Source organism: Blautia sp. SC05B48 (assembly GCF_005848555.1).
Classification (GTDB): Bacteria; Bacillota; Clostridia; order Lachnospirales; family Lachnospiraceae; genus Blautia_A.
In genome coordinates, this window is sequence record NZ_CP040518.1 from 1,344,842 (window position 1) to 1,367,357 (window position 22,516).

The window sequence follows — 22,516 nt, forward strand, 5'->3', positions numbered from 1 at the left end:
ACTTTTATTTTCTTTTTTTTGTAATCCAGACTGCTGATACACTGCCTGCCATGCCTGCAATCGCAAGCAGAATCCAAATCAGCATGTGTGTATCATCTCCGGTTTTCGGTGTATCTGTTACCTGTGTAGACGGTGTTTCCGGTGTTGGTGTTTCTTCCGGTTTTACCTCATCTTTCATCACTACTTTCTGGATCTCCCCAGTATCCTCCACTGTGAACTTCACATCTTCCGCTACCAGATATCCATCAGGAGCTGACTCTTCCCGAAGTGTATACTCCCCAATCGGAAGCATTTCTATGTAATGTGGTTTTTCCTCAGAAGTCCAGCTCTCTACTGTCTTACCATCTTTATCAAGAATTGTCAGTTTTGCTCCTGGCAGTTCCTTACCGGAAATATCTGTTTTGGAAATTTCTACCTTGGTCACATCATCTTTCATTTCGATTTTCTGTGCCTTTGCAGTATCTTCAACGGTAAACGTGATGCTTTCTGCTGTCACATAGCCATCTGTCGGTTTTGTTTCTGTCAGAGTATATTTCTGTCCGACTACCAGTTCTTTGATGATATGAGCTTCTTTACCGGAAGTCCAGGAATCTACAACTTTACCGCTTTCGTCAGTTACCTGTAACTTAGCTCCTTCCAGTTCTTTTCCGTCTGTCAGGGAAGTCTTGGTGATCTCGATTACAGTCGGCTCGTCCTCAAAGGTAAAAGCATAAGATACTTTTTCCTTTTCTGCACCTCCATACTCAAACGTGAACTCCTGTGTTTCATCTGTCGTTGCAAATCCAGGTGCCGGAGATGTTTCTTTGATATAATACGCAAAACCAATTGGTAAATCTGCCGTAAAAGTCAGCTTTCCTTCTTTGTCTGTTGCCAGTTCCTCGATCACAGTATCTGCTTTCAGAATTACTTTTCCGTCTGCTCCTGTAATATCGTCCTTGGCACAGAGGGCAAATACCGCACCTTCCAGTACACGATCAGAATCTTTCTCTTTTTTCACAACTTCCACTTCCGCTTTCTGGCGGTTATTCTGCCAGTCAGCAGAGTAAGTAACCTCTGCAGTATCCTGATCCCGGTATGTCAGATCAATCTCTCTTGCTTCATCATCCAGAACAAAGCCTTCTACTGTAGCTTTTTCTTTTACATAGTATTTACCAAGCGGAAGTCCGGATATTTTTGCAATACCGGTATCATCTGTTGTAATGGTTGCCACCAGCTCATCTTTTTTATAATAATCTTCACTTTCTCCGTCAGCAGATTTCACGTCCTCCAAAGCAAATACTTCAAAAGTAACATCTTTCAGGCTGCCTGTTACATACTGGAATAAATGGCTGATCCATCCTCCAACAGAATCCAGTGCAGTTACTTTATCCAGAAATTCTCCCTGTTTATTGATGATAATCGTTCCTGTCGGCACATCATCTTTCATTTCCACTTTCTGGATTTCCCCAGTATCCTCAATCATAAAGGTGATCTCTTCTGCCTTGAGGTATCCATAAGGAGCCATTTCTTCTCTGAGAGTATAGGTTTCCCCTACGGTAAGTCGTTCAATCAGATGCTGCTCTCCTTTTACAGATTTCCATGTATCAACTACATTTCCATCTTTGTCCAGAACAGTAAGTGTCGCACCCGACAATTCCACGCCAGTAGTTAAATCAGACTTGGAAACCACAACCTTTGTAGGCTGGTTCTTAAATACAGAAGATAACTGTACTACCTTAACATCCTGTCCCTGATATTCTGCTTTTACTTCCAGAATTTCATCAGAAGATACATAACCGTTTGGTGCTGCAAGTTCTTTGATATAATACTCACCGAATGTCAGATCCTGTGTAAATACAGCCTTTCCATCTTCTCCGGAAACAGCTTTTCCAAGGAGTGTGTCAGCTTTCACAATCACAGTTCCATGAGCTTCCATGTCATTCTTCGCATAAAGCCCAAACTCTGCTCCTGCAACGGCTGCTTTTGTATCAGCATCCTGTTTTACCACAGAAATTTCTACTTTCTGACGGTCATTTTCAAAGATAGCTGTCTGCTCAATGACTGGTGTTTCCTGATCTTTGTAAGAGAAAGTAATGATCTGTGCTTCACTGTTTAAAACAAAGCCATCCGGTGCTGTCTGTTCGACAATCTTATAACTTCCAAGCGGAAGATTTTTCAGAACCGCTTTACCATCTTTATCCGTTGTGACCGTTTTTACCAGTGTTCCTGCCGCATATTCCAGAATACGATTTCCATTATCATCTTTCTGGAAATCTGCAGTATAGATGTCCTCGGCAGCGTAAATCTCAAACTCTGCCCCTTCCAGATTTTCTGTCTGATATGTAAAATCATCCTTGAATCCGTCCAGAACTTCGCCTTTTTTCGCGATAGTCAGTTCTCCCTTAACTGGATGGTTCTCATAAACTGCTTCAATAATCACATCCCCGGAAGTTCCATCCATCTGATATGCAGTATTGGAATCAACTGTTACCTCATAGTAATTTTCATTCAAAGTATATCCATAAGGTGCATTTACTTCCTCAATGCGGTAATGTCCGATTTTAAGATTCTGCGGAAGAATCAAATATCCCTGCTCATCTGTAAAATAGGATTTATGTTTTACCGTAGTCGGATAAGTTGTTACCTGCTCCACATATTTTTCAGTGTCCATATTGAAAATCTTGAACTCTGTATTCTTCTGAAGTACTGCCTTTTTCGTCTCATCATCCTGTTTGATAATTTTCAGTTTCGCTTCAAACTCGTCATCCAGAAGCACTCTCCATGTCTGTGGCTGGTTCGGGTTGTTCTCAGTGATACGCACTGTAAAATCATCTACCGGAGTGTAATTATGAGGCGTTGTGGTTTCACGCACAATATAAGTTCCATAAGGAATCGCAATACTGCAGGCATAACCTTTTTCATCTGTAAAGATTTCTGTTGCACCATTTTCTCCGATCACTACCGGTTTTGCAGAATCAAAATCATAGCTTCCATCCTCTTTTACTTTCAGGGATGATGCCAGATAAGCAGTAAATCCTGCCCCTTTCAATAAATCTGCGTCAGTCTTTCCATTATTTGCTGCTTTGATAATCTGGAATGGCTGTTTCATTACCTGCTCCAGAGACAGACACTCACGATTTACCTCTGCTACAAGATCTCCCTCATAATTGCAGACCAGATCATGTTCTTCTTCATCCGCCAGATAACCAGTTGGCGGAGTAATCTCTTTCACATAGTAATTACCAAGATATAAGCCATCCACAGAAGCCTGTCCATTCTTATCTGTCGTAAGAGTGGCAACCTGCTCTCCTGCTTTATAGATCACACCAGTAGCACCATCCGGATGCACAATATCTTCACGAGCATACAATCCATAAACTGCTTTTTCCAGAGTTGCATCGCCCTGTGGAACTGCCTTTTTTGTTTCTTTGTCCTGTTTCTGCAGAGAAATCTTAGCTGTTACACGTTCATTTTTGAATGTATGCTTAAATGTCTGTTTTGCTTCTTTATCATTCGTATAAGAGAAAGCAAACGTATAAACATCATCTGTTTTTCTCACATACCCTTCCGGGGCCTGCACTTCTTTCACATCATAAGAAAATCCAAGCGGCAGGTCTGCTGTAAACTTCGCTGTTCCGTCTGTTCCTGTTGTCGCTTTCTCGATCAGTGTCCCTTTCTTTACAATGATGGTTCCATCCACATTGGTAATATCACTTGCAGCATAAAGTCCAAAAATTCCGCCATCCAGCGGATTTTCTGTATCTTCATCCTGTTTTGTTACCATTACTTCTACTTTTTGTCTGTCATTAGTAAAGGTTGTCTCAGTGAAAACAATGTCCACATTCTGCCCTGCATAGGATAATGTTACTGTCTTTTCCTCTCCGGCATTATAGAATCCTGTCGGAGCCTGTTTCTCTTTTACGATATATGTACCAAGATACAGATTTTTAAGAACGGTAGCTCCGTTTGTATCTGTTGTCAGATTCTCTTTTACCAGATCACCCTTGCTGTAAATCTTTGTACCATAGGCAGTTTTAATATCTTCTCCAGCATACACATCATAAACAGCACCACTCTGTCTGCGTTTCTCATACTTAAATGTTGTGCCATTTTCTGTCACATCTGCACCAACCAGAACCTCACCTTCTTTATAAACGGTAAGCTGTCCCATCTGTTCTTCATCTGGAACAGTAACAGTTGTGGTCTTGCTGACTTCCAGTTTCACGTTATAAGCTGTCGCATTGATACGGTATCCGCTTGGAGCTGTAATCTCTTTCAGATATACGGTATCCTGTGTCTTGGTGATCTGTACGGACGCTTCACCGTTTTCATCCGTCGCAGGTAACTGTGTGATCAGTTTGGTACATTCTGCATCACTGTATAATCCAAACACAGCACCAGACAGCTTTGCGTCTGACTTGGCATCTTTCTTGATCACCTTAACACTTGCCTGCTGTACCCAGGATACTTTAAAATCTACATATTTCTCATCGTCAACGCCTTCGCCAAATACTAGAGCCAGATCCTGGTTTCCGGAACCTGTTGAAATCTTATAAGCTGAATAATCTTTGGTAATGCTTCCTTTCATGGTTGCAGACCAGCTTCCTGCCACATCACTCACCTGTGTTAATGGTGCGGACAGATAAAACTTTGTACCACCACAAATTTCCACACTTTCTCCGGCTTTACTTGTTTTACCTGTTGTCAGGTTATGAAGCTGTACACCTGCCGGAAGTTTCATGGTAATGGTCTGTAACGCATCCGCATTAAATGTAATATCCTTTGTTCTCTGACTGTTGCCATCCACATAGGCTTTTACATCTGCATCCGAAAAGGACATTGCCACATCTGGAATTTCCGGCTGTGAAATACAGTAATTATAGAGTTTCATTGCCAGATTCTGTGCTGTACTATTTGCACCTGAAAAAGCATCTCCACTTCCATTTGCATAAGATGCTGCCAGATGTACCAGAATAAATCTGGCTCCTGCACTTAAATTGCCGTATCCGTTTTCCTCTATAAAAAATCCATCATCACCGGAAGCCTTTGTACCGTAATAGCATACTTTCGCAAGTGCTTTTCCATCGCCAACCTTGTTGATCGTATAAGTTCCACTTCCAGGCCCTGGTTTGGATGGCTGCACACAGTATGCTGTGGCAGATATATTGCCGAATTTTACAGTATACTGATAAGTCAGATATGTTCCATATCCATAATCTGCATATCGGTATTCTGCCCCTCTGGTCACAGAAACCTGCTGTGAACTTCTGGCATTGCCTGCCGCAGCCATAAAGGTTACTGTTTCGCCTTCATTCATTGCATACAGATCAATTCCATTACTCTCTGCCTGCTCCAGTGCTTCTGAAACGGTTAATTCAGATTCCAAATCTGCTGTGCTTTCAGAATTTTGTGTTTCCCAGTGCGATTCCGAATCTTCCTCGCTCTGCTCTGTATCTCCAGTATCATCTTCAACATTTACCGTACTTTCTGAAGCACGCTCTGACTGTACTTCTGTTTCCGGTTCTTTCACTGTAATGTTTCTGCTGATTCTATAAGCAGGATGACCGCTGACTGGTTTTACTGCATAGACAGCCTTGTAAGTATCTGGTGTATGTGTGTCAAAATCTGTACCCGTTTCATTCTTTGCTTCATGGAATAAAACCTTAATCTTACTTTCATCTACACCTTCGATTCCAGACAGATCAACTTCTACATCAAATTCCTGCCCATAAGAAAGTTCAATATCATTTGCCTTTACGATCTCATCCGGATCAAGGGAATCCTGAACATCTTTTAATTCTGCATACTGCTGTTCAAATGGTATTTCTTCTGGTTCTAATTCAGAAGCCGAAACTGCTACTGGCTGAATAATGACAGAAGCCAGTGTTGCGACTGCCATAAATCCGGACAAGAATCTTTTGAATCTCATTTTCATTTTGACTGAATCCTCTCTTTCTTCTATTATCTGTTCTATTTTCATGCAGGCTCACACCTGCATTATTCAATCATTGGAACCACCTCCCACATCTTATTGCTGATACAGAAATACCTCTGATAACAGCACATTCATATGGCAGTGCCTTTTACTGAAACACCGCCACATGGTATCTGCTGTCATCCTGTAAAACAGGAATGACACTCAGGTAAAGTTCAGGATCAAGCATTAAGCCGCAAGAGGTAATTCGTAATCGTTCCTGCAAAGGGTGCCTCCCATCTGTATCCCTTCACGTTTTCACCGGATTCCCGCCGCAAAAATGCGTAGCTGAAAAATTCCGGGTATCCTCTCGCTGCTGGTATGAAATTGTCAAGGTGCAATTTTTAAGGGGATTTATCTTCTTGAATTGCAAATAGACATTTGCCCCTTCACTAACTGCATGTGTGAAAGGGCAAAAATTAACCTGTTTAAAAAATTTTTTAGATATTTTTATTTCAACATTGTTTTATGTGTTTTCCAGTTGTTCTTTTAATTTCTCCAATACTTTCTTCCTCCGGTTTCTGATCGTCTTTGGGCAGCACCCAAAATACTGTGCTGTTTCTTTTACTGTAAATTCTTCAAAAAACAATAGCGTTATCAGTTCCGCATCCTCTTTAGTCAAATATCCCAGAGCTTCTTCCAGTTCCTGTATTTCTGACAATCTGATAATGATTTCTTCCGGTGATAATACCGAAAAAGAACAGTCATAGCCTTTTTCCTGTAATTCCTCCATACTACATACTCCATGCCTCTGCATTTTTTCAACCTGGTATCGCTCTTTTCTTCCAGCCTGATACCAAGCCAGATATACTGCCCTGGTAACTTCCACAAGCGTATCATTTACACGCAGCATATAGCGTTGTCTTTCTTTTGGCTTTTTACCAGGCATACTTCCAGTCTCCTTTTTTCAATACTCTGGCAGAGTCATCCGAATTATTCCGCATTTTCTGCATTGCCTGTGAAATGCACTTTGATACTGCCGGAACTGTAATACCCAGTTCATGCGAGACTTCTTTTTGTGTCTGCTGCTGAAAATAAATACGCTGGATCATCTGTCTCTGTCGCTCTGTCAACAGATTCATCAACTCCCTGACTGTTTCCTCTGCAATGATTCTTTCAAGCAGACATTGTCCTTTATCTGCCAATTCGCACCATTCTTCGGAAATACAGCTATACGAAATGCAATTATTATGTTCTCGTGTTTCCCTGTTTCTCCACAGCCGGTCTTCGCCTTCTAATATCAGCCTTACATACCAGGGTTGATCATCAAAAAAATTCTCCTCAACAACTGCTATTTTTCTTTCTGCTTCATACACATAATCTCGACAGGTAAATAACGGAAAAACCGTTGCATAGTCCCCCACACAATAGAGAACATATCCGGTCTGATATGCGATAATTTCCGCACAATCCATCAACCTTTGCTTCGCAACTGCTACATCGTTTTCTCTTAAATATTTAGCGGACGGAACCTTTCTTCTTTCTTCCCTGTTACTTACAACTTGTTTCAATTCCTGCAATGTAAGCATAATTACCACCTTTCTGCCTGCTGGCAACAGGTGCCCATCGGCAGAAAGGATAGGATTCTTACTGATCAACTGACAAAAAGGGCAGTAAAAAACAGCTTCCGGTACACCCGTTTTTTTTAACGAGAGCCTGAAACTTCCTTACTGCCCTTTCTAATAGTTACAATATTCTCTACTTTATTTTCCGTCTGATGCCAGGATCAGACTTCTTGGTATTTCTTTCTGCTTTTATGTTCTTTTCATTTTCCATCAAAACAGAATAGTCTCCCATTGCATCATAAGGACACTGCCTCCTATAAAGCAAATTTTCTTCTCTGGTCATCCATCCTATCTCCCTTCTTTATCTCTCTGTTTTCCATTTTAACAACACAGGATTCTATTATCCTTAGCATATATGGGGAGTTTTTTTATTTTACACCCCATATATGGTGAAATTTCACCTGTATTCATTAAAACTGTCTATCAGAGAATCTATGGTCTGCATGATAATTTTCTGCTCTTTCCATTCCATCTTCTGAATACGGTAAAGCACTTCCTGAAATGATTCCTGCTTTTCTGTATCACCTGCCTCTTTCCCCAGCAGGATATTGGCATCTATTTCCAATATCTCAATCATCTTTCTGAAAATCTCAACAGACATTGCAGTTTGCCCGCCTTCAATTCTGCTGACCGTATTGACACTGATACCTGCTTTTTCCGCAAAAGATTCCTGTGACAACTTCATTTCCTGTCTGCGTTTTCTGATCCGTTCTCCCAATTCAATAAGTTCTGTGGAAATTGCACGATTGCTCAATACGGTGTCTCCTTTCCTGCAATTTGTTCCAACTTTACGCCATCGTGTCGCAAAGTTTCCCGAAAAAAAGCAGCTAATTTTTGTCTTAGCTGCTTTTCAAAAAATCTATTTCATTTTATTCTCGGTATTTTATGTATTCCTGTAAGAAGTGTAATCAGAAAAACGCAGAGATAAATGATCGCCTGTCCAATCATTGCCAGAAGAACGATGCTTCCTATTAATCCTCCAATCAGAAGATTCATTGTCCATACTGCCAGCGTTCCTCCGAGGTCAAAACCTCTTGGAACCATCCAGACACACATTTTTCCTATTCCAAACGGTATCCCCATCAGAAGTAACAGCAAGAAATAATTGCACTCTCCATCCTGAATACAAAACGGTCTTAATACTGCAAACAATACCGTAATCACCAGCACTGGGGCTATCACTTTTTTAATCATCTTCTTCATGTTCCTTTATCCTCCATACATATCGTGATTAACTTCTGCCTGATAATAACTGTTTATCGTTGCCGGGGCATTATACAGGGCAGTCAGAAGATAGGCTTTAATATTTCCAACCTTAGTTGTATTTCGGTTCAGGCAGAACAACACATATTCGATATGTGAATAGTTCAGTTTCATAAACCTGCTTTTCACCAAAGCAACTGGTTTTTCTACTCCTGCAATGCGAATCATACTATCCTCCGGCATCATCATAACTTCAATTATCAGTTCTACCAGTTCATCTACATCTTCCTTGGCATGATATTGATAATCTATGTTTTCGTGAATCACTTCACGATATGCTCTCATCTCCTCCATCACATCTTTTTTCTTTGGGAAATTATTTGATGTGATTGGATAAGATTGATTTATCTCAGTTTCACTAATATCAGTCTTGTTAATATCAGTATTATTAGATTGTGATTTCGGGTATTCTGGATTTGTGATTTCCACTATTCCGGAATGATGATTTTCACTATTTTGGAATTGTGATTCTGGAAATTCTGGATTTGTGATTTCCACCATTCTTGAATTGTGATTTTCACTATTCTGGAATTGTGATTCTGCCCAATCCTGAATTGTGGTTTTCACTACTCCTGAATGATGATTTTCATAATTCAGAGAAATGCCTGTTTTCCCCTTGTTTTCTGCTTCTTGTTGCAAATTTGCACATTCCTTATGTCTTTCCTGTTTCGATTGCAAATCTGCAATTTTTTTATGATCTTCCTGCTCAGATTGCAGATCTGCACAATTACCTGTCGGCTTTTGATCTGGAACCTCTCTGATCATAAAATTTTTCACATAAATAACATTCGGTTTTCCCAGTCCCAGACGTTTCTTCTCTATCAATCCAATCCCATTGCTGCTGTCCAGCTCTTTTACCAGTTTCACTGCCTTTTGAGTTCCGCAGTTCATCAGCTCTGCAATTTCTTCCACAGTGAAGATAATGTATACTCTGTCCTCTGAATCCAGCCATCTGTTTTTAATGCTCAGGCTCATACGGTCCAGCATCAGACCGTATAATACCTTTGCTTCACAAGAAAGAGTTTTAAAGCAGGATTCTGTAAACAGCACTTTAGGGACACGATAGAAGCTGTATTGTTCCGCTTCCATCCCTGTAAAATAATCAAACTGTATCTTCTGCATCTGCTACTCCTTTTTTGTTTTCTTTCCATTTATCCAAAAGCATGAAAATGACTTCTTCTATCTGTTCTTTAGAATATGTCTCCGGAAAATAATTGCCGATTTTCTTTGCCGGGATCGTCACATTGATCTTACTGCTTTCCTTTTTTAATAAAACAGCATAGATATAACTCTGGTTTAATTTTCCATTTGCACTGCATTCTTTTAACTGTTCTGCCTGTTGCTTTGTCGGAAAGATACTGCTATTGGCAATCACTTCCAGAAGCCACTCCTGTTCCTCTGGTTTCAGATAAGACAGCTTTTCTCCCACAATCATAGGAATCTTATTATTATCTACATATTCCAACAGAGCATCGGATAATGCTGCCAGACGGATATATCTCTGTACAGTTCTCCCACTGTCCCCGGCAGCTTCCCCTACCATATCTGCTGTATATTTTTCGCCTTTACTTCCCTGATGCTTCATTGCATCATATTTCATCTTATAGGCATGAGCTTTTTCACTTGGCAGTAGATTTTCACGCTGAATATTGGAATCAACCATAATAATGACTGCTTCATCATCCGTATAATTTCGGACAAGAACCGGCATGGTCGTCTTTCCGCACAGTTCACAGCCTCTTTTTCTTCTGTGACCGGAAATCATCTCGTATCCACCCTCGGATCGAGGTCTTACCAGTGCAGGAGTCAAAACACCATAAGTTTTAATACTCTCTACGGTTTCCGCCATTTTTTCATCATCATTTACATGAAACGGATGATTTTTAAAGGGATAGAGCTTTGCCAGATCTATTTCCACAACCTGGTTCATACTCTTTTCCGGTGTTTCCTCTAATCCCAGTAATTCATCATAAGAGGTGAGCTGAATATCTTTTTTCGGTCTACGCATGTTTCAACACCTCCTGAACCAGTTCCAGATAACTGTCTGCCCCTTTGCTTTTTCCATCATAAGCAAAGATACTTACACCCTCCGATGCTGTTTCTGCAAGGCTTTCTGTTCTCGGAATCGTCTGCTCAAAAATCTTAATGTCATTTCCATATGTAGTTTTAATCGCCTGTTTGTTTCTCTTCGCATTATTGTAACGGCAATTATCCATTGTGAATAAAATGCCTTCTATCTGTAAATCCGGATTGAATCTCTGATGGATTCCCTTTACCATCTTCAATAATTCCATGAGTCCATCTGCCGCATAATATTGTGGCTGCACCGGAATCAGAACACTGTCCGCTGCACTTAAAGCATTGATCGTCAGCATTCCCAGTGATGGCATACAGTCAATCAGAATATAATCATACTCATCCTTCAGCAGTTCCAGATACTCTTTCAATACCTTTTCTCTGTCCTCTACTGTAAATAAAGACATATCCATTCCGGCAAGCAATTTATTGGACGGAATCAGGTCAACACCCTCTTCATGGTGCAGAATTGCTTCTTTCGGATCAAATTCCAGTCCCATGATAATATTTTCTATCATACTCTTTAATGTTACCTTGAGATTTTTGGGAAATCCCAATCCCATTGTCAAATGCCCCTGTGGATCAGCATCTACCAGGACTACTCTTTTCCCTGACTTCACCAGTCCAGCTCCCAGATTGATTGTTGTCGTTGTTTTGGCTACTCCGCCTTTCTGATTTGCAATAGCAATTACCTTACACATATATACTTTCCTCCGATTTACTCTTTTTCTTCTACTTCAACATAAACACGAAAATATTTGCTTGTTCCTTTATTTGCATAAGCATCCGATACTTCCAGAACATCCAATTCTTTATGCTTTTCCAAAATACGACGGAACCATTGAATATCCTTTAAAGTACCCTGTAATCTAATTTTCAGCATACATATCCTCCCAGTCTTTGTAAAAACAATACTCTGGATAACGGATTTTAATGGCTTCCCAAAAATACCGGGCATATCCGCAGCAAAACAGATCTTCTGCGGTATAATACTGGCACTCTTTTAACTGATCTTCCTCTGCTTCATAATCTCCGACACTTGGTGTCCCATTGCAGTAAAGATTAAATGCCATGCGGACGATCCGTAAACTTCCACTGGTCTGCCATCCTTCCTGCAGGCATTCCGTTTTTACACATCCAGTTTTAAAATTATAGATTTTATCCACATTATTTCTCGTATCTCTGTCAATACCCAGGCAATAAACCAGAGCCTGATGGTAGACATCCTGATATCTGCATTTTTTCAGATATTCCATATAAAATTTTTCGTGTTCCTTGCTTTTGAAAGTAATTGTGCGAGAATTGCTATTCCCTGCTCTTAACGCTGTGTTTGTCATTGCTTCTTCTCCTTTAAACTGTTATTTTTTACTTTAATTTGGATTTCGACTACAACAAAAAAAGGACACTTCCCTAAAATTTCTCTTAGGAAAATGTCCTTGCGATACATTTATAAAGCTCAATTCATAAGCACAACAACGTAATATCAAGTGTTATCACGTATTATACAACAAAAATTTGTTGTACTTTTGTTGTAGTATGCAACTTTTACAAACACATTTTTTGATTTTTAGTATAACTTCGCACCTGCTGGAATATGGTCATCAACCATCAGAAGATGAAGTTTTTCTTCGCCCTCTTCCTCATGGATTGCACTAAGTAACATTCCACAAGAATCAATTCCCATCATAGCTCTTGGTGGCAGGTTTGTGATAGCGATCAGTGTTTTTCCAACCAATTCTTCTGGCTCATAATAAGCGTGAATACCGCTTAAAATGGTACGATCTGTGCCTGTTCCATCGTCCAGAGTGAACTGTAACAGCTTCTTGGATTTCTTAACTGCTTCACATGCTTTTACCTTTACAGCTCTGAAATCTGACTTGCTGAAAGTATCAAAATCAACCATTTCTTCGAATAATGGCTCAACTTTTACTTTGGAAAAATCAATCTTCTCAACTGGCTTTGTTTCCTGTGCTGCATTGTTTGCTTCGTTCTTAGCAGCACCCTGTGACTTCATTGTCGGGAACAGAAGTACGTCTCTGATTGCCTGGCTGTCTGTCAGGAGCATAACGAGACGGTCGATTCCGTATCCGATACCACCTGTTGGCGGCATACCGATCTCCAGTGCATTCAGGAAGTCTTCATCTGTGTGGTTGGCTTCCTCATCACCTGCGTCTGCAAGGGCATCCTGTGCCTTGAAACGTTCTCTCTGATCGATCGGGTCGTTGAGCTCGGAATATGCGTTACACATTTCCCATGTATTGATAAAGAGCTCGAAACGCTCTACCTTGTTCGGATCGGAAGGTTTCTTCTTGGTCAGCGGAGAGATCTCGATCGGATGATCCATGATAAATGTCGGCTGGATCAGCTCTTTCTCACAGTACTCCTCGAAGAAGAGATTGATGATATCACCCTTCTTATGACGATCCTCATACTCGATATGATGCTCGTCAGCAAGCTTCTTGGCTGCCTCATCATCTGCTACTTCGTCAAAGTCGATTCCTGCATATTTCTTGATGGCATCGTTCATGGTCAGACGTGCGAAAGGCTTTCCAAGATCAATCTCGATACCATTGTAGGAAATCTTTGTGGAACCGCAGACCTTCTCTGCAAGGTAACGGAACATGGACTCTGTCAGCTCCATCATTCCCTCATAATCAGTATATGCCTGATAAAGCTCCATCAGAGTGAATTCCGGATTGTGACGGGTATCAACACCCTCGTTACGGAATACACGGCCGATCTCGTAAACTCTCTCAAGTCCGCCCACGATCAGTCTCTTAAGATAAAGCTCCAGGGAAATACGAAGCTTAACGTCTTCGTTCAGTGCGTTGTAATGTGTCTCAAATGGTCTTGCAGCTGCACCGCCTGCGTTGGAAACCAGCATTGGTGTCTCTACTTCCATGAAGTCACGTCCTGCAAGGAAGTTACGGATCTCTTTAAGGATCTGGGAACGTTTGATGAATACATTCTTGCTGTCCTGGTTCATGATAAGATCCACATATCTCTGACGATAACGGGTATCTGTATCTGTCAGTCCGTGGAATTTCTCAGGAAGGATCTGTAAGCTCTTGGAAAGAAGAGTCATCTTCTCTGCATGAATGGAGATCTCACCTGTTCTTGTTCTGAAAGCAAATCCCTCCAGACCAAAAATATCACCGATATCAGATTTCTTGAAATCTGCATAGGAATCGGTTCCAATGGCATCTCTTGCCACATAAACCTGAATGTTGCCCTGTAAATCCTGGATATTACAGAAAGAAGCTTTTCCCATTACACGCTTGAACATCATACGTCCTGCGATCGATACGTGGATCGGGCTTGCGTCCATGATGCTTCTTCTTTCTTCATAATCCTTCTTCTGAGCCTCTTTTGCCTGCTCTTCATCAAGACCTGTTACATCAAGCTCCTTGCGATCTTTGAGAAGCTCTGCCTCATGTGCTTCATAGAGATTCTTTACCTCAAGGGAATGATGTGTCTGATCAAATTTTGTGATCTGAAACGGGTCCCTGCCATTTGCCTGAAGGTCTGCCAGTTTGTCACGACGTACCTTCAGCAGCTGGTTTACATCCTGCTTCTTCTGCTCTGCCACTTGTTGGCCTCCTTAATCTATCTGTCGTTCAAGCGGATCTCTGCGATCCGCTCCGTTGTCTGCTTTATACGTTTCTCTGAATCTCAAGAACCTTGTATTTCATGATTCCGGACGGCATCTCAACCTCAACGATATCGTTGGTGTGTGCACCGATCAGCGCTTTACCTACCGGAGACTCATTGGAGATCTTTCCCTCAAGGCTGTTAGCCTCTGTGGAACCCACGATCTTCAGCTCCATGTCTTCCTCAAACTCATAATCATGAACCTTAACCTTGCAGCCTACGCTGATTCTGTCAAGATCGACTTCGTCCTCTACTACAACCTCTGCGTTCTTGAGGATCTTCTCAATCTCCTCGATACGTGCCTCGATATCTCTCTGCTCATCCTTTGCTGCATCGTACTCAGCGTTCTCGGAAAGGTCTCCCTGCTCTCTGGCCTCTTTGATCTTTCCTGCTACTTCTTTTCTCTTAACAACTTTCAGATCGTGCAGCTCGTCTTCCAGTTTTCTAAGTCCTGCATATGTGAGTAAGTTCTTCTTTGCTTCTTCCATTTTGCCTTACTTCCTTTCAAAACCGCGCTGTTTTTTCTGAAAAAAATACAGCTTCGGATATTTCTGTTGCTACCATTCCCAAGAGCTCTTTTTTCTAAAAAAGGGCGTAAAAATCTCAGGATATTCACAATTCCTGTATTATACCGAAAAGCCCCAGTATTGTCAAGCATTCCACGTCGAAAAAGGATCCCTGAAGTATGTAAAAAAGCCGCGCGAAATCCCAGATTTCAACACGGCTTTTCTGTATTATCCTGCCCGGTCTGATTCCTTATTTCTTCTCCGGAAAAAGGTCTTTATAACGATTAGTCACCATCTGTGTCTGATACTCAAAATCCTGCTTATGCTGATTGACCAGTGTAGAAAGGATGATCCCGGAAAACCAGCAGATGATAGCTGTCAGGATCACAAACCCGCTGACGATCAGTGTCGGGATCTTTTCCACTGTCCCAACCTCCAGAAAATGTACCAGCACCGGAATAAAGAATGCCATTCCCACCACAAACAGCACTGCTGCGATAAGGGAGAAGAACTCCAGCGGCTTGTAATTCTTGAACATTTTCACAATAGTCTTCAGAACCTTAAATCCATCTGCATAAGTATTCAGCTTGGACTCACTTCCCTCCGGTCTGTCACGATATTCAATGACTACATTCTCAACCTGCATGTTCTTATCGATGGCGTGGATCGTCATCTCTGTCTCGATCTCAAAATTCCTGGAAAGTACCGGGAATGTTTTTACAAAGCGGTAACTCATGGCACGGTAACCTGTCATGATATCCTTGATGTTGCTTTTGAAAAGACGGTTAATGGAACCTCTTACGATGCTGTTTCCAAAGTTGTGGAAAGGTCTCTTGTTCTCTGTAAAATATGTAGAAGAAAGGCGATCACCAACTACCATGTCTGTGTCTTTCTCCAGAACCTTGCTGCACATTTCAGCTGCAAACTCTGCCGGATAAGTATCGTCACCATCTACCATAAGATAACACTGCGCATCGATATCCCGAAACATACTGCGGATCACGTTTCCTTTTCCCTGCTGATACTCATAGCGGACAACTGCTCCTTCTTTTCTGGCGATCTCGTCTGTTCCATCTGTAGAGTTATTATCATATACATAGATCACAGCTTCCGGAAGTGCTTTTTTCATATCGCGGATAACCTTTGCTACCGTCTTGCTTTCGTTGTAGCAAGGAATTAAAACTGCTATTTTATCTGTCATTATTTTTCTCCTGTAAAACAAAAAACTTTCTGCGGATTCCCGCTAATTGACTGTAGCACGCGCCCCGTTCCTTGTCAATAGAACGTTTCGTTTTCTCCGACATACTTTTCTCTTTTATCGCCCCAGTACCATGTCTGTAAGCTTTTTCAGCTCTTCATAACTTGAAATATTATTAGATTCTCTCCGGATTCCCGCACTGTGGCGCATACCGGCTGTATACCATGCTACATGCTTCCGCATTTCACGGATTCCGGTATACTCACCCTTGATCGCGATCTGATCTTCGGCATGGCGCAGGATCATCTCGCATACTTCCTCTGCGGTTGGCCTGGGAAGCTTTTCCCCGGTGCGGAAATAGTGGTTCAGTTCCCGGAAGATCCAAGGGTTCCCACGTACTGCACGACCGATCATCACAGCGTCACAGTCAGTTTCTTTAAACATGGCTTCTGCAGTTTCCGGAGAAACGATATCTCCGTTTCCTATCACCGGAATAGTCACCGCTTCCTTCACCCTGCGGATAGCATCCCAGTCCGCCTGACCGGAATAATACTGCTGTCTGGTCCTTCCATGCACAGCAATAGCTGCTGCGCCTGCATCCTCCGCCCGTTTTGCGATCTCCACCACATCCACCGGTGTGTTTTCATCAAATCCGATGCGTACTTTTACCGTTACCGGCTTGGAAACCGCCCCGGAAACGCTCCGTACGATCTCTTCGATCAGCTTCGGATTTTTCAGAAGTGCGGAGCCCTCGCCGTTATTTACCACCTTGGGAACCGGACATCCCATATTGATATCGAGAATGTCAAAAGGACGCTCCTCGATGCTTTTTGCCACCTCTGCCATAAGATCCGGCTCACTGCCGAAAAGCTGCATGGACACCGGATGCTCACCGGGATCGATCTCCATCAGTGCCTCAGTATTCTTATTATGAAAAGAGATCGCCTTGGCACTGACCATCTCCATACAGATCAGGCCTGCCCCCTGCTCCTTGCAAAGTCTTCGAAATGCCAGATCCGTAACACCTGCCATCGGTGCAAGCACAAAGGGGTTCGGTATCTCCACATTTCCGATCTTCCACTGCATCTTCATGGATCAGTCCTCAACGGCATCTGCTTTTTTCTGCAGTTCCTCATCCGGGATATCTCCCAGGAAAAATACCTTGTAATACATTTCCAGAGATTCCAGAAGCTCTCTTTTGTCACGCTGGAGCTCCTTGATCTTCAGTGCACTTCCGATCTCGTCAAAACGGGCATCTGCCTCCAGGGCCTCAGTCTTAAACTGCAGACTTCCATCCTCATCAAATTCCAGTGTCAGGATTCCTCCTACATCCTCTGTGAAAAGCACACACATGATCTGCAGCTCCTGCTTTACCGTCTCAGGAAGAGACGCAAAATCCTGGTTAAAATAATATTTCTGCTCATAAGAGCTTGCTCCGCAGAGCACAATGTTATCCTGATACATAAAATCTCCTTTATTTATAACTTGACACTCCCCACAGCTAAAGCAGGGAGATTCTTGTTTCTTCCACTACTGCAATAAAGCATCACCGGAAAACCGCTGCCGGAAATTTTATCCGGTCTGTGCTGCATGTTTTACACATAGCTGTATAAACCACGTACAGAAACCTCTCCGGAATTTACTTCCTCGACTGTACCGTCTGCACGCTCTACCAGAAGCTCTCCGCCGGCATTGATCCCTCTTGCGGTCCCCTCATATGGATCATTCTGATCCAGTACACGTACCGGCTGGTTCAGATTCGCCAGCATTTTCTCATAATCCGGCTTCAGGCCGCTGAGATCCTCTGTCTGTACAAATCTCTCATAATTTTCCTCAAAATGCTCCATCACAAGCCCGACTACCTGTGCCCTGTCAAAAGGATGTCCGCTTTCCAGATACAGAGAGGTGGCCTTGTTTGCCATTTCTTCCGGAAAGCTTTTCATATTTACGTTAATTCCCACTCCGATAACTGCACAGCCGATCTTATCCTGCTTCATGGTCATTTCGGTTAAGATACCGCAGATCTTTTTGCGGGAAACAACAACATCGTTAGGCCATTTGATCCCTACATCAAGTCCGATCTCTGCTACTGCCTGTGCAACTGAAAGTCCCATAACAAGTGTCAGCATCGGCGCCTTCTGCGGGGAAAATTCCGGGCAGATAAGGATACTCATAGTAATGGCACTGTCCGGCGGCGCACTCCATCGTCTTGTAAAACGTCCGCGTCCTGCGGACTGATATTCTGCCACAAACAGCTCTCCGTGTCCTGCGCCTTCTTCCCTCCAGGCACGTTTTCCCCAGAGGTTGGTGGAATCTGTTTCTCTTGCAAAATGGACGGTTTTGCCCGCCCATTTTGTATGTGTTGCCTGTGAAATTATTTCTTCATTAAATAAATCTGACATTATTTCTCCGGCTCTCCTAATGTTGCAACGATCACAGCCTTAATGGTGTGCATACGGTTCTCAGCTTCGTCGAATACCTTGGACTGCGGAGACTCGAATACCTCGTCTGTAACCTCCATATCTGTAAGGTTGAAACGCTCGCCCATCTCTTTTCCGATCTTTGTCTTAAGATCATGGAATGCCGGCAGACAGTGAAGGAAGATCGCCTTTTCACCGGCGTTCTCCATTACATGTCTGGTAACCTTGTATGGTGTCAGGTCGTGGATACGCTCTGTCCATACTTCGTCAGGCTCGCCCATGGATACCCATACATCTGTGTAGATGATATCCGCATCTTTTGTTCCTGCCTCCACATCCTCTGTGAGAGTGATGGTGGAACCTGCCTCTTCTGCCCACTGCTGACACTGTGCTACAAGCTCATCATTCGGGAAATATTTCTTATTGGTGCAGGCTACGAAATCAAGACCAAGCTTGGAGCATACAACCATCAGGGAGTTACCCATGTTGTAACGGGCATCACCCATGTATACAAGCTTCAGACCTTTCAGTCTGCCGAAATGCTCACGTACTGTCAGCATATCTGCAAGCATCTGTGTCGGATGATACTCGTTTGTCAGACCATTCCATACCGGTACACCTGCATGCTTCGCAAGCTCCTTAACAATATCCTGACCGAAGCCACGGTACTCGATTCCCTCATACATTCTTCCGAGAACTCTTGCAGTATCTGCAATGCTCTCCTTCTTTCCGATCTGGGAGCCTGTGGGATCCAGATAGGTAGAACCCATTCCCAGATCATGAGCTGCCACTTCGAAGGAACAGCGTGTTCTTGTGCTTGTTTTTTCAAAGATCAGAGCAATATTCTTGCCTCTGTAGTACTCATGAAGCTCTCCTGCTTTTTTCTTGGCCTTCAGATCTGCTGCAAGGTCGATCATGTAAGTAATCTCTTCCGGTGTAAAGTCTTTCAATGTCAGGAAATTTCTTCCTTTAAGATTCATAATATGTCCTCCTCACGGCTGCGGATCTATTTCTGCTCTGCCGTTTTATCTGTCATGATTTCCTTCAGGGATGTTGCCAGCCCTGCGATGCCCTGTATCTCGGACGGAATGATGATCTTCGTTGCCTTGCCGTCAGCAACCTTTGTAAGAGCCTCCAGGCTCTTCAGAGTAAGAACAGATTCATCTGCTCCTGCTTCCTTGATCATACGAAGTCCTTCTGCAGTTGCCTGCTGTACCTTAAGAACTGCCTGTGCCTGTCCTTCAGCCTCTTTGATCATACGCTCCTTCTGAGCCTCCGCATGAAGGATCGCCGCCTGCTTCTCAGCCTCAGCATCCAGGATAGCGGACTGTTTTTTACCCTCTGCAACAAGGATTGTGGAACGTTTCTCTCCTTCTGCTTTCAGAATAGCTTCTCGTCTCTCACGCTCGGCCTTCATCTGTTTCTCCATAGCATCCTGGATGGCTGCCGGAGGAATGATGTTCTTAAGCTCCACACGGTTAACCTTGATTCCCCATGGATCTGTAGCCACATCAAGGGACGCACGCATCTTGGTATTGATAACCTCTCGGGATGTCAGTGTCTCATCCAGCTCCATATCACCGATGATGTTACGAAGTGTTGTAGCAGAAAGATTCTCAATAGCCATGATCGGATTCTCAACGCCATATGCGTAAAGCTTCGGATCTGTGATCTGGAAAAATACAACCGTATCGATCTGCATGGTTACATTATCTTTGGTAATTACCGGCTGCGGTGGAAAATCCACAACCTGTTCTTTCAGGTTTACTCTTCTTGCAACACGCTCAATGAACGGAACCTTGAAATGGATTCCTGTACTCCAGGTAGCCTTGTAAGCACCAAGACGTTCCAGTACCACTGCATAGGCCTGTGGTACAATGCGTATGCAGGATGCAAGTACCCACAGCACAAGAACGATGACTACAAGCAAAACAACAACTCCACCCATAATTTAGCCCTCCTTGCTAAGTTCTTTTACGATCAGCTTCACTCCGCGGATCTCTTCGATCTCAACCACTGCACCTGTTGGAATTTCTTCCCCGTCATCTGCGGTCCGTGCAGTCCACTCGATGTCATTGATCCTCACCTGCCCGGTCTGGGCCAGGTTGTTGACCGTCTGTATCACTACGGCTCTTTTTCCCAGAAGACTCTCTGCATTGGTCTTTTCCACGCCCTTGTTCATGTAGCGGACCGCCAGAGGTCTGGTAAAGATAAGAAGCACCACGGAAACTCCGAAAAATAAAAGGAGCTGTACAACAATTCCCCCTCCAAGCCACGAGGCAATGCACGCCACAAAAGCACCGCCTGCAAACCAGACAGTGGTAAGTCCTACCGTGATTGCTTCAATTACCAGTAAAATTGCCAGTATTCCAAGCCAGGCCAAAGGTGTCATAAAACCCCTCCTCTCTTATTCTCTTCTCTGTCTTGCAGCTTCGTACATCAGGATTCCTGATGCCATGGCAGCATTCAGCGATTCTACCTTTCCGCACATGGGAATGCGGATCAGACAGTCTGCTGCCTCCGCTGCCTGATCGGTCAGGCCCTTTCCCTCGTTTCCGATAAAAAATGCGGTACCGCCCTTATAGGATTCCTGATCATAGGAATTCTCGCCCTTCAGATGAGCTGCAAAACTGCGGATTTCCTTTTCTTTCAGCTTCTTTTCTAATGATACCACATCTTCCACGTATAGAAAAGGCATTCTGTAAATGGAACCCATGGTAGAACGGATCACCTTGGGATTTGTGATATCCACGCAGGTTTTTGTGAGGAAAACTCCGCTTACGCCGGCGCCCTCACCGGTCCTGAGAATGGTTCCCGCATTTCCCGGATCCTGAAGATCCTCCAGAACCATGACCAGAGGATTTTCCCCCGCCAGTACCTCCTCCTCGCTCCAGGAAGGCAGCTTCAGAACTGTCAGGATTCCCTGGGGAGTCTTGGTATCACACATCTGACGGAATACAGAATCCTTCACGATCTCACAGGGATATTTTTCTGCCCGGGACATCAGCTCTCCATCCCGGGAAACTGTCTCGGAGATAAACACCTGGGAAACCCAGCTTTCCGGTGCTTCCAGAAACATTTTCCGGCCCTCTGCCACAAAAAGGCCCTGCTCTCTTCTGGCTTTTGCCTTCTGGTTCAGCTGCATGACATTTTTTATTTTTGCATTTGACACACTGGTTATCATACTTTCATTTCTCTCCTTCTGGCAATCCGCATTCGGTCAACGTAATTCCTCACGACTTGCATTCAGATCCTTGTTTTTTCCGATAGCGATTATGGAACAGTTGTCCGGAAGCGGTTCGGACGGATCCAGATCTACCGTGACATTTTCACCCTGCTTGATGCCAATAATATTAATGTGAAAATGTTCCCGCACATTCAGATCTATCAGATTTTTTCCGATCCAGGATGCCGGTATGGAAAACTCCGCCATACTAAACTCCGCAGAGAGCTCAAACACATCCAGATACCCGCCGGACATAAGATTTCTGGCAACCCGCAGTCCCATGGACTGTTCCGGATAAATGATCTTATCTGCACCAATTTTGTCAAGTATACGTCCATGAAGAGAATTCATACTTTTTGCAACTACAAAGGGCACTCCCAGATCCTTGGCCTGCATGGTCGCGGAAATACTGGCTTCCAGATTTTCGGCAACTGCGATAATGGCTACATCCACATTCTGAACTCCCAGAGCCTTCAGGATTCCCGGTTCACGGACATCTGCTTTTACCGCATAGGTTACTTTTTCGGAAATCTCTTCGATATTTTCTTCTTTGTCATCAATGGCAAGGACATCACAGTCTGACTCTGCCAGCGTCACCGCCAGAGTCATTCCAAACTGTCCAAGCCCGATCACGGCAAAAGATTTATTTTTCATTCTA

22 protein-coding genes are annotated in these 22,516 nt (G+C 43.2%); all 22 read right to left on the bottom strand.

Annotation, left to right across the window (positions count from 1 at the left end; genetic code table 11):
- Positions 1-4 precede the first annotated feature (4 nt).
- Entirely contained in the window at positions 5-5,914 is a 5,910-nt protein-coding gene (locus EYS05_RS06175) for a SpaA isopeptide-forming pilin-related protein (protein WP_138277692.1), read from the bottom strand.
- Positions 5,915-6,419: 505 nt separating this feature from the next.
- Positions 6,420-6,842 (bottom strand): RNA polymerase sigma factor, encoded by a 423-nt coding sequence (locus EYS05_RS06180; RefSeq protein ID WP_005421633.1) that lies wholly within the window; start codon positions 6,840-6,842, stop codon positions 6,420-6,422.
- Positions 6,832-7,482: a sigma factor-like helix-turn-helix DNA-binding protein gene (locus EYS05_RS06185; protein ID WP_005421632.1), complete on the bottom strand. Its 651-nt coding sequence runs from the start codon at positions 7,480-7,482 to the stop codon at positions 6,832-6,834. Before EYS05_RS06185 ends, EYS05_RS06180 begins: the two co-directional genes overlap by 11 nt.
- A 169-nt stretch (positions 7,483-7,651) precedes the next feature.
- Positions 7,652-7,801 (bottom strand): hypothetical protein, encoded by a 150-nt coding sequence (locus tag EYS05_RS17450; RefSeq protein WP_005421631.1) that lies wholly within the window; start codon positions 7,799-7,801, stop codon positions 7,652-7,654.
- A 114-nt stretch (positions 7,802-7,915) separates the two neighbouring features.
- Positions 7,916-8,272, bottom strand: a complete 357-nt coding sequence (locus tag EYS05_RS06190) for a helix-turn-helix domain-containing protein (RefSeq protein WP_082246469.1) — start codon at positions 8,270-8,272, stop codon at positions 7,916-7,918.
- A gap of 110 nt (positions 8,273-8,382) precedes the next feature.
- A complete protein-coding gene (locus EYS05_RS06195; protein ID WP_005421628.1) occupies positions 8,383-8,721 on the bottom strand; it encodes a DUF6050 family protein in 339 nt (112 codons plus the stop codon).
- Between the two features lie 6 nt (positions 8,722-8,727).
- On the bottom strand, positions 8,728-9,903 hold the full coding sequence (locus EYS05_RS06200) for a DUF6017 domain-containing protein (RefSeq protein ID WP_005421627.1): 1,176 nt from the start codon (positions 9,901-9,903) through the stop codon (positions 8,728-8,730).
- Positions 9,884-10,789 carry a ParB/RepB/Spo0J family partition protein gene (locus tag EYS05_RS06205; RefSeq protein WP_138276811.1) on the bottom strand — a complete coding sequence of 302 codons (906 nt, stop codon included), beginning with the start codon at positions 10,787-10,789 and terminating at the stop codon, positions 9,884-9,886. Before EYS05_RS06205 ends, EYS05_RS06200 begins: the two co-directional genes overlap by 20 nt.
- Positions 10,782-11,558 carry a ParA family protein gene (locus EYS05_RS06210; RefSeq protein ID WP_005421541.1) on the bottom strand — a complete coding sequence of 259 codons (777 nt, stop codon included), beginning with the start codon at positions 11,556-11,558 and terminating at the stop codon, positions 10,782-10,784. The genes EYS05_RS06205 and EYS05_RS06210 overlap by 8 nt, the downstream gene beginning before the upstream one ends.
- Positions 11,559-11,575: 17 nt before the next feature.
- A complete protein-coding gene (locus EYS05_RS17455) occupies positions 11,576-11,740 on the bottom strand; it encodes a hypothetical protein (protein ID WP_002594292.1) in 165 nt (54 codons plus the stop codon).
- Entirely contained in the window at positions 11,727-12,194 is a 468-nt protein-coding gene (locus EYS05_RS06215; RefSeq protein ID WP_005421540.1) for a DUF6075 family protein, read from the bottom strand. Before EYS05_RS06215 ends, EYS05_RS17455 begins: the two co-directional genes overlap by 14 nt.
- A 230-nt stretch (positions 12,195-12,424) precedes the next feature.
- Positions 12,425-14,446: a lysine--tRNA ligase gene (lysS, locus tag EYS05_RS06220; protein ID WP_118626599.1), complete on the bottom strand. Its 2,022-nt coding sequence runs from the start codon at positions 14,444-14,446 to the stop codon at positions 12,425-12,427.
- Between the two features lie 64 nt (positions 14,447-14,510).
- The gene (gene greA, locus EYS05_RS06225) at positions 14,511-14,996 is read right to left on the bottom strand and encodes a transcription elongation factor GreA (protein WP_015526720.1); all 486 of its coding nucleotides are present in this window, start codon (positions 14,994-14,996) and stop codon (positions 14,511-14,513) included.
- 268 nt (positions 14,997-15,264) lie between these two features.
- Positions 15,265-16,215, bottom strand: coding sequence for a glycosyltransferase family 2 protein (locus EYS05_RS06230; protein ID WP_138276812.1), 951 nt, complete (start codon positions 16,213-16,215; stop codon positions 15,265-15,267).
- A 114-nt stretch (positions 16,216-16,329) separates the two neighbouring features.
- Positions 16,330-17,298: a tRNA dihydrouridine synthase DusB gene (gene dusB / locus EYS05_RS06235; protein WP_138277693.1), complete on the bottom strand. Its 969-nt coding sequence runs from the start codon at positions 17,296-17,298 to the stop codon at positions 16,330-16,332.
- A 9-nt stretch (positions 17,299-17,307) separates the two neighbouring features.
- Positions 17,308-17,676, bottom strand: a complete 369-nt coding sequence (locus tag EYS05_RS06240) for a DUF6145 family protein (RefSeq protein ID WP_118515146.1) — start codon at positions 17,674-17,676, stop codon at positions 17,308-17,310.
- A 131-nt stretch (positions 17,677-17,807) separates the two neighbouring features.
- On the bottom strand, positions 17,808-18,614 hold the full coding sequence (locus EYS05_RS06245) for a biotin--[acetyl-CoA-carboxylase] ligase (RefSeq protein ID WP_138276813.1): 807 nt from the start codon (positions 18,612-18,614) through the stop codon (positions 17,808-17,810).
- Positions 18,614-19,612, bottom strand: a complete 999-nt coding sequence (gene argF / locus EYS05_RS06250) for an ornithine carbamoyltransferase (RefSeq protein WP_138276814.1) — start codon at positions 19,610-19,612, stop codon at positions 18,614-18,616. Before argF ends, EYS05_RS06245 begins: the two co-directional genes overlap by 1 nt.
- A gap of 26 nt (positions 19,613-19,638) precedes the next feature.
- On the bottom strand, positions 19,639-20,580 hold the full coding sequence (locus EYS05_RS06255) for an SPFH domain-containing protein (protein WP_118515152.1): 942 nt from the start codon (positions 20,578-20,580) through the stop codon (positions 19,639-19,641).
- Positions 20,581-20,583: 3 nt separating this feature from the next.
- Positions 20,584-21,024 (bottom strand): NfeD family protein, encoded by a 441-nt coding sequence (locus EYS05_RS06260; protein ID WP_118515154.1) that lies wholly within the window; start codon positions 21,022-21,024, stop codon positions 20,584-20,586.
- Between the two features lie 15 nt (positions 21,025-21,039).
- Complete coding sequence (locus EYS05_RS06265; protein WP_138276815.1) at positions 21,040-21,816, bottom strand: TrmH family RNA methyltransferase; 777 nt, start codon at positions 21,814-21,816, stop codon at positions 21,040-21,042.
- Between the two features lie 36 nt (positions 21,817-21,852).
- The gene (locus tag EYS05_RS06270; RefSeq protein WP_138276816.1) at positions 21,853-22,512 is read right to left on the bottom strand and encodes a potassium channel family protein; all 660 of its coding nucleotides are present in this window, start codon (positions 22,510-22,512) and stop codon (positions 21,853-21,855) included.
- Positions 22,513-22,516 lie beyond the last annotated feature (4 nt).

Excerpts from the sequence above, each read along its gene's own strand:
- EYS05_RS06175 (WP_138277692.1), bottom strand. The coding sequence starts at position 5,914 with ATGAAAATGAGATTCAAAAGATTCTTGTCCGGATTTATGGCAGTCGCA.
- EYS05_RS06180 (WP_005421633.1), bottom strand. The coding sequence starts at position 6,842 with ATGCCTGGTAAAAAGCCAAAAGAAAGACAACGCTATATGCTGCGTGTA.
- EYS05_RS06185 (WP_005421632.1), bottom strand. The coding sequence starts at position 7,482 with ATGCTTACATTGCAGGAATTGAAACAAGTTGTAAGTAACAGGGAAGAA.
- EYS05_RS17450 (WP_005421631.1), bottom strand. The coding sequence starts at position 7,801 with ATGACCAGAGAAGAAAATTTGCTTTATAGGAGGCAGTGTCCTTATGAT.
- EYS05_RS06195 (WP_005421628.1), bottom strand. The coding sequence starts at position 8,721 with ATGAAGAAGATGATTAAAAAAGTGATAGCCCCAGTGCTGGTGATTACG.
- EYS05_RS06200 (WP_005421627.1), bottom strand. The coding sequence starts at position 9,903 with ATGCAGAAGATACAGTTTGATTATTTTACAGGGATGGAAGCGGAACAA.
- EYS05_RS06205 (WP_138276811.1), bottom strand. The coding sequence starts at position 10,789 with ATGCGTAGACCGAAAAAAGATATTCAGCTCACCTCTTATGATGAATTA.
- EYS05_RS06210 (WP_005421541.1), bottom strand. The coding sequence starts at position 11,558 with ATGTGTAAGGTAATTGCTATTGCAAATCAGAAAGGCGGAGTAGCCAAA.
- EYS05_RS17455 (WP_002594292.1), bottom strand. The coding sequence starts at position 11,740 with ATGCTGAAAATTAGATTACAGGGTACTTTAAAGGATATTCAATGGTTC.
- EYS05_RS06215 (WP_005421540.1), bottom strand. The coding sequence starts at position 12,194 with ATGACAAACACAGCGTTAAGAGCAGGGAATAGCAATTCTCGCACAATT.
- greA (WP_015526720.1), bottom strand. The coding sequence starts at position 14,996 with ATGGAAGAAGCAAAGAAGAACTTACTCACATATGCAGGACTTAGAAAA.
- EYS05_RS06230 (WP_138276812.1), bottom strand. The coding sequence starts at position 16,215 with ATGACAGATAAAATAGCAGTTTTAATTCCTTGCTACAACGAAAGCAAG.
- dusB (WP_138277693.1), bottom strand. The coding sequence starts at position 17,298 with ATGCAGTGGAAGATCGGAAATGTGGAGATACCGAACCCCTTTGTGCTT.
- EYS05_RS06240 (WP_118515146.1), bottom strand. The coding sequence starts at position 17,676 with ATGTATCAGGATAACATTGTGCTCTGCGGAGCAAGCTCTTATGAGCAG.
- EYS05_RS06245 (WP_138276813.1), bottom strand. The coding sequence starts at position 18,614 with ATGTCAGATTTATTTAATGAAGAAATAATTTCACAGGCAACACATACA.
- argF (WP_138276814.1), bottom strand. The coding sequence starts at position 19,612 with ATGAATCTTAAAGGAAGAAATTTCCTGACATTGAAAGACTTTACACCG.
- EYS05_RS06255 (WP_118515152.1), bottom strand. The coding sequence starts at position 20,580 with ATGGGTGGAGTTGTTGTTTTGCTTGTAGTCATCGTTCTTGTGCTGTGG.
- EYS05_RS06260 (WP_118515154.1), bottom strand. The coding sequence starts at position 21,024 with ATGACACCTTTGGCCTGGCTTGGAATACTGGCAATTTTACTGGTAATT.
- EYS05_RS06265 (WP_138276815.1), bottom strand. The coding sequence starts at position 21,816 with ATGATAACCAGTGTGTCAAATGCAAAAATAAAAAATGTCATGCAGCTG.
- EYS05_RS06270 (WP_138276816.1), bottom strand. The coding sequence starts at position 22,512 with ATGAAAAATAAATCTTTTGCCGTGATCGGGCTTGGACAGTTTGGAATG.